The organism is Kitasatospora sp. NPDC091335 (genome assembly GCF_044757205.1).
Lineage (GTDB): Bacteria > Actinomycetota > Actinomycetes > Streptomycetales > Streptomycetaceae > Kitasatospora.
The window spans coordinates 95,527-105,781 of sequence record NZ_JBIVUM010000026.1; the positions used below are offsets into that span (position 1 = coordinate 95,527).

Consider the following 10,255-nt stretch of genomic DNA (forward strand, 5'->3'; position numbering starts at 1 on the left):
GGGATCAGCCCGCCATCGGGACGACCGGGGGCGCCGCCTCGTCCGCGGTCAGGGTCTTCTCCACCGAGGGCTTGGCGGCGGCACCGTTGCCGGTGAGCCGGGCCTGGAACATCGGTTGGAGCAGGGCGTGGTCCTCGGCGCGCACCGTGGTCTTCCCCTTCACCCCGTCGAAGCTCCAGCCCTCCAGGGCCTTGATCAGGGCCGAAGTGTCCTCGGCGGAGCCGTGGTTCGCCTCGACGGCGTGCACGATCATCTGCGCCGCGGTGAAGCCGTCGGGGGTGAAGATGTCGGTCTTTCCTCCGGCGGCGGCGACGGCCTCGGTCATGGCCTTCTCGACCGGGGTGCCGGCGGCGCCCTCGAAGTAGTGGTTCAGGAAGGAGATCTTCTCGCCGGCCGGGCCGAACAGCGGGTAGGAGGCGGCCAGGTCGAGGCCGGTGACGACCTTGGTGTCGGCGAACACGTCCTGCTGGTTGAGCGCCGTCCACAGGGCCGAGGCGGTGTCGCCGGCCCAGGCGACGAACAGCAGGTCGGGCTTGGCGGTCTTGGCCTGGGTGGCGAAGGGGGTGAGGTCGGTGGCGCTCGGCGGGGCGAGCACCTGGTCGACCGTCGCGCCCTCGGCACCGAGCAGGGCCTTCACGGCGGCCACGTTGGCCTGGCCGAAGGCGTTGTCCTGGGCAAGCACGGTGACCTTCTTGCCCTTGGCGTCACCGACGAACGAGGCCGCGGTCTTGATGTCCTGGTAGGACTGGCGGCCGGAACGGAAGGTGTACTTGTTCAGGCCGGTGGCCTTGTCGGCGGCGGCCGGGCCGCTGATGAAGAGCACCTTGTTCTGGGCGGCGATCGGACCGACCTGGAGGGCCACGCCGGAGGCGGTGGAACCGGCCAGCACCTTGTGGCCCTTACCGATCAGGTCCTTGGCGGCGGACACCGCCTTGGCCGGGTCGCCCGCGTCGTCCTGCTCCTCGAACTCGATCTTGTGCCCGTCGACCGCGCCGGTGCCCTTGGTCGCGTAGCTCAGGCCGGCCTTGAAGCCCTCCAGGTACTGCTTGCCGTAGGCGGCCAGCGGCCCGGTCTTGGAGTACACCAGGCCGACCTTGATCGGGCCCTTCGCCCCACCGTCCGCCGTGTTCGTCCCGGCCGTGCCGGCCTTGGCGCAGCCCGAGGCGAGCAGGACGCAGGCCGCGAGGGCGGCGAACTTCCGAGCCGGGCCGCCGGTCAGGGAGTCGCCCAGGCGGGCGCCGGAGGCGGTCCTGGAGGGGGCTGTCGAGCTGCGCATGGTGACCGACTCCTGTGGTGCGGCGGGGTGGATGCGGGAACCGTAGGTGTGCGGTGGGAGCGGCGACATGTGCCCAACCGACGCATCACCCGGCCGGGATGTGGCTCCGGTCGACATACCGTCGGCCCGGTCCCGTTCCCCGGGCGCTCTGGTGTGGCCGGCCGACACGACCCAGGGCTCACCCATGGGGGTGGCCGCCATGGCTGCCCCGGCCCGTGTCCGGTGACGGTGGAGGGGCGCGGAGCCCGTCCGGCGGCAGCCACCCCAGCGGCGTGCCCGACCCCGGTCCGGCCCGGACAGGACCCCAGCCCCGCCCGGTCCGACCGCGGGCTCCGCGCGGTTCCCGAGCCCGCCGGCCACCCCGATGTCCGCTCCACCCCCGACCCCTGGTTCACCCACGACGCCCGGCCGTCCCGATGCCCGGCCCGTCCCCGACGCCCGGCCCTCACGGACGCCTGCCGGCCCCGCGGTCGACCCGCCCACCCCCTTTCCTCCCACTCCTCACGAGGTGATCCCTTGGACAAGGTCCTGGACTCCCCCGCCGACGCCGTCGGGGACATCCCCGACGGCGCGGTGCTGGCCGTCGGCGGCTTCGGCCTGTGCGGCATCCCGAGCACGCTGATCGGCGCCCTGGCGGACTCCGGTGCCACCGGTCTGCGGGTGGTCTCGAACAACTGCGGGGTGGACGACTGGGGGCTGGGCCTGCTGCTGCGGGCGGGCCGGATCGCCCGGATGACCTCCTCGTACGTCGGGGAGAACAAGGAGTTCGCCCGGCAGTACCTCTCCGGCGAACTGGAGGTGGAGCTCATCCCCCAGGGCACGCTGGCCGAGCGGCTGCGGGCGGGCGGCGCCGGCATCCCGGCGTTCTTCACCCCGGCCGGGGTCGGCACCCAGGTCGAGGAGGGCGGGCTGCCCTGGCGCTACGCGGCGGACGGTTCGGTGGCCCTGGCCTCCCCGCCGAAGGAGGTCCGGGAGTTCGGCGGCCGCCGGTACCTGCTGGAGGAGGCGATCACGGCGGACTTCACGCTGGTCCGGGCCGAGGTGGCGGACCGGCACGGCAACTGCGTGTTCCATGCCGCCGCCCGCAACTTCAACCCGCTCTGCGCGGCGGCCGGCCGGATCACCCTGGTCGAGGCGGACCGGATCGTCGAGCCCGGCGAACTCCCCCCGGACGCGGTGCACCTGCCCGGGCTGTACGTCGACCGGGTGGTGGCCGCCGACCCCGAGGACCGCCGCATCGAGCGCCGGACCGTCCGCCCCGCACTCCAGGAGGCCTGACCCGATGCCCACCCCGACCATCACCCCCACCGCGGCCGGCCCCACCGCGGCCACCCCCGACATCTCCGCCGCGCCCGCATCCGCGCCCACGCCCGCCCTCGACCCGCGCAACGCCCTGGCCGCCCGCGCCGCCCGGGAGTTGCGCGACGGCCAGTACGTGAACCTGGGCATCGGCCTGCCGACGCTGATCCCCAACCACCTCCCGCCGGGCGTCGAGGTGGTGCTGCACTCGGAGAACGGCGTCCTCGGCGTCGGCCCGTACCCGGAGGAGGGAGCCGAGCACGCCGACCTGATCAACGCCGGGAAGGAGACGGTGACGGTCGCCGCCGGCGCCTCGTACTTCGACTCCGCCTTCTCCTTCGGCATGATCCGGGCCGGGCGGATCGACGTCTCGGTGCTCGGCGCGATGCAGGTCTCCGCCGCCGGGGACCTCGCGAACTGGATGATCCCCGGCAAGATGGTCAAGGGCATGGGCGGCGCGATGGACCTGGTGCACGGCGCCCGCCGGCTGATCGTGGTGATGGAGCACACCGCCCGCGACGGCTCACCGAAGATCGTCGAGGAGCTGTCACTTCCGGCGACCGGACGGGGAGTTGTGGACCGGATCGTCACCGACCTCGCGGTGGTCGACGTGACCCCGGAGGGGCTGCGCGTGGTGGAGACGGCCCCGGGCGTGGGGTTCGCCGAGGTCCAGGCGGCGACCGGCGCCGCCCTGCTGCCTCCGCTCTGACCAGCCAGGACCCGTACGGACGGCCGGATCGCCCCAGGGCGGTCCGGCCGTCCCGCTGCCCCTCGCCGCCGTCCCCCTTCCGCCGCCCCTCATCGCTGGCCCCTCACCGCCGCCCCCTCGGCACCACCCCCGCTCCGCCGTCCGGCCTCCGCCGGGTAGCGCGGATCGGCCGGGCAAGGAGAATTCGCCGCAATAGCACCAACACCCGCCAGATTGGCCGGGAACCGTGGCATCTTCATGCCTGGACGACGGTGATCCCCCGGATTGGTTGCGATCACCGTTGCGCTCAGGGAGAGTTGAGGAAGTCGAGGATCCCGACGTGTCCGGAGGGGAAGCGGGAAAAGCATCGGGATCCCGGATTCGAGGCCGCCGTACCCGCGCACAACCGAACCGGTCGCACACGCTGGACCTGCCGGACCGCCCGGAAACCGCCTGAGAAGCGCGGTTCCCCGGGCCGCGTTCTCACCGGTTCCACCTGGTTCCACCCGGCCGGCTCCGAGTCGAGGCAAGCCCACGCAGAAGCCGAGCGAGTGAAGCAAGGCGCGAACTCCGGGGGGAGCAGCTATGACCACGCCGTTCTCACGACGAAAGGGCGTCGGAACGGCCCACGGGCGAGGTGAAGGGCGAGGTGAAGGGCAGCTGGACGAGGCCGTCCTGAGCACCGTAGCCGTACCCGAAGCCCCGTACGACTACGGCCACTTCAGCCGTCTCGCCGGCCCGGCACACGACCCGGACGAGGACGACGACCTCGGCGGCGGCGTCTACTGGCCCGACCCGGCCGTCTCGTACGAACCCGCCCCGGCAAGCTCGTACGCCCCAGCCCCAGCTCCCGCCCCCACAACCGCCCCCGCAACCGCCCCCTCGGCCGCGTCCCACGAACCACCGCCCACGGAACCCCCGTACCGCGTCCGCTACCGCAGCCTGCTGCGCCGCGAGCCGCACCGGATCCGCGCCGCCCTGCTGCTGATGGCCGCTCCCGTGGTGGAAGTAGTGCTGCTGGTCTGGCTGCTGCTGCCGGAGCACTGGCCCGAGCGGCTCGACGAGACCAACACCCTGGTGCTCCTCGGCGACAAGGTGATGATCGGCATCATCGCCGTCGTCGAGGTGTTCCGGCTGGTCAACGTCGTCTCCAACACCCACGCCACGCTGGTCGCCCGCGATCCGATCCCGGTGACACCGGTGCCGGGCACCCGGGTCGCCTTCCTCACCACCTGTGTGCCGGGCAAGGAGCCGCCGGAGATGGTCCGGGCCACGCTGGCCGCGGCCCGCGCCGTACGGCACGACGGACCGTACGACGTCTGGCTCCTGGACGAGGGAAACGATCCTGCAATGCGGGAGCTCTGCACCGAGCTGGGCGTGCGTCACTTCAGCCGCGCCGGCCGGCCGCACTGGAACCGGCCGAAGGGCCGGTTCCGCGCCGGGACCAAGCACGGCAACTACAACGCCTGGCTCCAGGCCCACGGCGACGACTACGAGTTCTGGGTGTCCGTAGACACCGACCACGTTCCGCTGCCGGACTTCTGCGAGCGGATGCTCGGCTACTTCCGCGACCCCGACGTGGCATTCGTGGTCGGCCCCCAGGTGTACGGGAACTACCGGAGCTCGGGCTCGGCCGTCACCAAATTCTCCGAGAGCCAGCAGTACCTCTTCCACGCCCTCATCCAACGCGCCGGAAACCGCTACGGCGCGCCCATGTTCGTGGGCACCAACAACGCCGTCAGAATCCGCGCACTCCAGTCGATCGGCGGGTTGTCCGACTCCATCACCGAGGACATGGCGACCGGTCTGGAGTTCCACCGGAGCCGGAACCCGGAGACCGGAGAGCGCTGGAAGTCCGTGTACACCCCGGACGTGCTCGCGGTCGGCGAGGGCCCGTCGTCCTGGACCGACTTCTTCTCCCAGCAACTGCGCTGGAGCCGCGGCACCTACGAGACCCTGCTCACCCAGTACTGGCGGGTGCTGTGGCAGCTGTCGCCCGGGCGGCTGCTCAACTACTCGCTGATGGTGGGCTTCTACCCGATGGCGGCGCTCACCTGGCTGCTCGGCGGCCTGTCCAGCGTCCTCTACCTGGGCTTCGGCGCCTCGGGCGTGCACGTCTCCTCGGAGATCTGGATGATGCTCTACAGCGACGCCGCCGCCCTCCAGCTCCTGCTCTACACCTGGAACCGCAAGCACAACGTGAGCCCGCACGAGCCGGCCGGCTCCTCCGGGGTGGCCGGCATGGTGATGTCGGCGCTCTGCGGCCCGGTCTACGCGGCCTCGCTGCTCCAGGCACTCGTGCGCCGCCGCAGCCGCTTCGTGGTGACGCCCAAGGGCCGCTCGGCCAGCACCGACCGCCTCGGCGCCTTCCGCTTCCACCTGTTCTGGACGCTGGTGTTCGGCGGCGCGATCACCGCCTCCTACTTCACCGGCTACGACCACGCCGCCATGCGCGCCTGGGCCTGGATCGCCCTGCTGCTCACCCTCCTGCCGGTCCTGATCACCGCCGGCGACGCCGTCCGCCGTCGCCGGACCCGCCCCACCGCCACCCTCACCGTCACCGGCGGCCCGACGGCGACCCCGGCGGTCCTCCTGGAGAAGCGCCGCCCGCGCCACGCCCGCGACCGCCGGGCCGCACCGCCCGTACGGACCGCGTCACCACCGTCGTTCACCCCGCCCGCACCCGACCGGACCGGGAGCCGCACGCCCTCCCACTGACCGGAACAGCACAGCGCCGAGCCGGACATCCGCCCGAGCAGAACAGCCGCCCGAACAGAACAGCCCCCGACCGCCTCCCGAGGGAGCAACCACCGTGAGGATCCACAAGGCCGGCCGCACCAAGCGCCTCGCCCTCGGCAGTACCGTCGCGCTGACCGTGGCCGGGATGAACGCACCGGCCGTCCTCGGCTTCGCCTCCGAGCAGTACCACAGCTACGTGATCAACCGCCCCGACTACAAGGCGCGGTACGGCCACTGGCAGACCCTGTCGCTGCCCGCCGAGTTCCGGGTCAACGCCGTGCACGCGACGCTGCTGCGCACCGGCAAGGTCCTGATCGTGGCCGGCTCCGGCAACGACGAGAAGCAGTTCAACGCGGGCACCTTCAAGAGCCTGCTCTGGGATCCGGCCGAGAACTCCTACAAGCCGGTCCCCACCCCGGCCGACATGTTCTGCGGCGGCCACACCTCGCTGCCGGACGGCCGGGTCCTGGTGGCCGGCGGCACCCAGCGCTACGAGAAGCTGGCCGGCGCCGTGAAGAAGGCCGCGGGCGTGATGCGGGTGCGCAACGAGAGCCCCGACCGCGACCGGACCTTCCCGAAGGGCACCGTCTTCGTCTCCCCGAACGGCCACGAGTACGCCAGCACCGCCGAGGTGACCGTCCCGGCCGCGACCAAGGCCGGCTCCGGCAAGCAGACCGTGGTCACCGCCGGCGAGCAGCACGTGTACGTGGAGGCGGTCGCCGCGGGCCCGGACTACGTCTCCGACTCCCCCGCCCAGTACCGGATCAAGGGCCTGAGCGGCACCGACGCCCACAACCTGTACGGGCAGAACACGAAGCTGACCCTGGACAAGCAGGAGTACCAGGGCATCCGCTCCGCCTTCGAGTTCAACCCGGACACCGAGCTGTACGAGCCGGTCACCGACATGGCCCACGCCCGCTGGTACCCGACGCTGACCGGGCTGGGCGACGGCCGGGTGGTCACCGTCTCCGGGCTGGACGACACCGGGGAGATCCTCAGCGGCAACGACAACGAGATCTACGACCCGAAGTCCAAGTCCTGGTCCAAGGGCCCCGACCACTACTTCCCGACCTACCCGGCGATCTTCCTGACCGCCTCCGGCAAGCTCTTCTACTCCGGCTCCAACGGCGGCTACGGCCCCGGCGACAAGGGCCGCGAGCCCGGCGTGTGGGACGTGTCGACCGGGGCCTTCCAGCCCGTCCCCGGCCTGCGCGACCCCGGCCTCACCGAGACCTCCTCCTCGGTGCTGCTGCCGCCCGCGCAGGCGCAGAAGGTGATGGTGCTCGGCGGCGGCGGCGTCGGCGAGTCGCCGCTGTCCACCGCCCGCACCGACATCGCGGACCTCTCCGCCGCCGCGCCCGCCTTCGCCCCGGGCCCGGACCTGCCGGCCGGCGGCACCCGCTACCTCAACAGCGTGATCCTCCCGGACGACACCGTCTTCACCACCGGCGGCTCCAGCGGCTACCGCGGCCGGGGCGACAGCGACCTGCTCAAGGCGCAGGTCTACCACCCGGACTCCAACAGCTTCAGCACCGCCGCCGAGCCGGCCGTCGGCCGCGACTACCACTCCGAGGCGCTGCTGCTGCCGGACGGCCGGGTCGCCGTACTGGGCTCCAACCCGCTCTTCGCGGACAAGGCCGAGACCCAGCCGGGCGGCTTCGAGCAGCGCATCGAGATCTACACCCCGCCGTACCTGTACCACGGCGACCGCCCGCAGGCCGGTGCCGTTCCGCGGACGGCCGGGCTCGGCAGCACCGTCGCCGTTGGTGCGTCCAGGCCGGAGGCGGTCGCCACCGCCAAGCTGATCCGGCCGAGTTCGGTCACCCACGTCACGGACGTCGAGCAGCGCTCGGTGGCCCTGGAGATCACCGGACGGACGGCGGACGGCGTCTCGCTCGCCCTGCCCGGCAACCCCAGTCTGCTGCCGCCGGGCTGGTACATGCTGTTCCTGACGGACGCCGTCGGCACCCCGTCGGTCGCCCGCTGGATCCAGGTCACCGCCTGACACCCCGGAACGACGCGAGCGGCCCGGGCCGGCCGGGGCGACGCGATCAGCCCTGATCGCCCGGGCCGGGTGACGCAGCCGGTGCAGGCCGTGCCTCAGCGCGCCGCCTGCGCCAGCCCGAGCGCGTACGGCAGCCAGAACTCGCCCGCCCTGGGCTCGCCCCGGCCGCAGTCGCCGTCCGACTCCCCCGGGTTCTTGATCCACAGGTAGGCGTCCACCCCGGGCCGCCCGGTCTCGGTGGTCGGCCGGTCGCCGAGCGCGCGCCCCTGCGGGTTGCACCAGGAGTCCCCGCCCATCGCGCCGTTGCCGCTGCGGCTGGTGTCGACGACGAAGTGCTTCCCGCCCAGGGCCGCGGAGAGCCTGGCGCCGTACGCCGCGTTCCGCTCGGTGTCGTAGAAGTTGGCGACGTTCACGGCGAAGCCGTCCGCCGCGGCGATGCCCGACTTGCGCAGGGCGGCGGCCAGTTCCTCCGGGTCCTGCGCCCAGCCGGGGTTGCCCGCGTCCAGGTAGACCCGGGCGTTCGGGTTCTTCTTCAGCTCCTGGACGGCGAAGGCCAGCAGGCCGTACCGCTCGGCGGCCAGGTCGCCCTTGATCCCGCAGGTGTCCAGGGTGTGCGCGACGGCGTCCGGTTCCAGCACCACCCAGGCCTTGCGGTCGCCGAGGGCCTGCGCGACGCCGGTGATCCAGGACCGGTAGGCGGCCGCGTCGGAGGCTCCGCCGGCCGAGTACTGGCCGCAGTCGCGGTGCGGGATGTCGTACGCGACGAAGACGGCCGTCCGGCCCGACTCGGTGGCCCGGCGGCTCACCTGCTCGGCGATCTCCTTGGCGCCCTGCTCGCCGAGCCACTGCGAGGAGGGCTGGGAGGCGATCCGCTGCAGCGTGTCGGCCTCCACCGTCCGGCCCTGGCCGCGCAGCGCGGCGGCCTGGCGGGCGGCGTTGGTCTGGTCGGAGACGTAGAAGGTCTGCCCGGGGAGCTGGGCGAGCCCCCCGGCCTGGCCCGTCCCCGCGGAGGCGCCCCCACCCGCGGTGGCACCCGTCCCCGTGGCGGCGCCCGGTTTGCCGCCGTCCGAACCGCTACAGCCGGACACGGCCGCCAGCACCCCGGCCAGCACCGCCCCCACGGCCCACCGCAACGTCCCTGTCCGCCCCAGCCCGTGCACGTACCGCCCCTCCCCGGCACCGGTCAGGCGACCGGTCCGCACCAGCTAAGCACACCCGGCACCGGCCGGCGGCCACCGGTGGTGAACGGCAAGTGGCCGTGGGCGAACGGGACATCGAACCCGCCCGGCCCACGGCCACCAGCACCCGACAGCGCCCGGGAACGCCCGAGCCGGGGCTCAGGCACCCCGCGACCCGGGGCTCAGCCCTTCAGGTTCGGCACCTGCCAGTCGATCGCCTCGGCGCCGAAGGAGTCCAGCGCGGTGTTGATCTGCGAGAACGGGCGGCTGCCGAAGAACAGCTTGGCCGAGAGCGGCGACGGGTGCGCGCCCTGCACCACCACGTGCCTGGTGGTGTCGATCAGCGGCAGCTTCTTCTTCGCGTAGTTGCCCCACAGCACGAAGACCACCGGCTCCTCGCGCTCGCTCACCGCCTTGATCACCGCGTCGGTGAACTTCTCCCAGCCCTTCGCCTTGTGCGAGTTGGCCTCGTGCGCGCGGACCGTGAGCACCGCGTTGAGCAGCAGCACGCCCTGCTCGGCCCAGTGCATCAGGTAGCCGTTGTCCGGCGCCGGGATGCCCAGGTCGGCGTCCAGCTCCTTGAAGATGTTGCGCAGCGACGGCGGCGTCTTGGTGCCCGGCAGCACCGAGAAGCTCATGCCGTGGGCCTGGCCGTTGTCGTGGTACGGGTCCTGGCCGAGCACGAGCACCCGGACCTTGTCGTACGGAGTGGCGTCCAGCGCGGCGAACTCCTGGCCGCTCGGCGGGAACACCTCGTGCTCCGCACGCTGGGCCGCCACGAAGGCCGCCAGCTCCGCGAAGTACGGCTTCTCCGTCTCGGCGCCCAGCACCCCGCGCCAGGACTCGGGCAGTTCCAGCCCGCCGTCCGCGCCGGCCCCGACCACGCCCGCCTCGACAGTGTCCGTCACGACATCTACCTCCCACACCGCGGCTGCTGCGCCGCACGCCCTCTTTCACCCCGAACGCTACACAGCCCCACTGACATTGATGCTGATACTCAGGTTCCGGTGGTCGTGGCTCTCCCACTGACTGACGCCCTGCTGGGCTGTCTTCGGGTTGTTCTGTCCGGC

At 72.5% G+C, this 10,255-nt stretch carries 7 protein-coding genes; 4 read left to right on the top strand and 3 right to left on the bottom strand.

Translation table 11 applies throughout. The features are described from left to right. Positions 1-4: 4 nt before the first annotated feature. Entirely contained in the window at positions 5-1,276 is a 1,272-nt protein-coding gene (locus ACIQOW_RS36405; RefSeq protein WP_401092124.1) for a substrate-binding domain-containing protein, read from the bottom strand. A gap of 516 nt (positions 1,277-1,792) precedes the next feature. On the opposite strand from ACIQOW_RS36405, the gene ACIQOW_RS36410 reads away from it, so the two are divergent. From ACIQOW_RS36410 to ACIQOW_RS36425, 4 genes are all read left to right on the top strand, one after another. Further along, the gene (locus ACIQOW_RS36410) at positions 1,793-2,554 is read left to right on the top strand and encodes a CoA transferase subunit A (RefSeq protein WP_401092125.1); all 762 of its coding nucleotides are present in this window, start codon (positions 1,793-1,795) and stop codon (positions 2,552-2,554) included. A gap of 4 nt (positions 2,555-2,558) precedes the next feature. Beyond that, on the top strand, positions 2,559-3,284 hold the full coding sequence (locus tag ACIQOW_RS36415; protein WP_401092126.1) for a 3-oxoacid CoA-transferase subunit B: 726 nt from the start codon (positions 2,559-2,561) through the stop codon (positions 3,282-3,284). 564 nt (positions 3,285-3,848) lie between these two features. Then, positions 3,849-5,981, top strand: coding sequence for a glycosyltransferase family 2 protein (locus tag ACIQOW_RS36420; RefSeq protein WP_401092127.1), 2,133 nt, complete (start codon positions 3,849-3,851; stop codon positions 5,979-5,981). Positions 5,982-6,075: 94 nt separating this feature from the next. Further along, positions 6,076-8,007, top strand: coding sequence for a galactose oxidase-like domain-containing protein (locus ACIQOW_RS36425; RefSeq protein ID WP_401092128.1), 1,932 nt, complete (start codon positions 6,076-6,078; stop codon positions 8,005-8,007). A 95-nt stretch (positions 8,008-8,102) separates the two neighbouring features. Here ACIQOW_RS36425 and ACIQOW_RS36430 read toward each other — a convergent pair whose 3' ends face one another. Further along, complete coding sequence (locus ACIQOW_RS36430; protein WP_401092129.1) at positions 8,103-9,140, bottom strand: glycoside hydrolase family 6 protein; 1,038 nt, start codon at positions 9,138-9,140, stop codon at positions 8,103-8,105. A 227-nt stretch (positions 9,141-9,367) separates the two neighbouring features. Next, positions 9,368-10,093 (bottom strand): uracil-DNA glycosylase, encoded by a 726-nt coding sequence (locus ACIQOW_RS36435; protein WP_401092130.1) that lies wholly within the window; start codon positions 10,091-10,093, stop codon positions 9,368-9,370. Positions 10,094-10,255 lie beyond the last annotated feature (162 nt).

What these genes read in the sequence shown, in the direction of transcription:
- ACIQOW_RS36415 (WP_401092126.1), top strand. Translation starts at nt 2,559, where the DNA reads ATGCCCACCCCGACCATCACCCCCACCGCGGCCGGCCCCACCGCGGCC.
- ACIQOW_RS36420 (WP_401092127.1), top strand. Translation starts at nt 3,849, where the DNA reads ATGACCACGCCGTTCTCACGACGAAAGGGCGTCGGAACGGCCCACGGG.
- ACIQOW_RS36405 (WP_401092124.1), bottom strand. Translation starts at nt 1,276, where the DNA reads ATGCGCAGCTCGACAGCCCCCTCCAGGACCGCCTCCGGCGCCCGCCTG.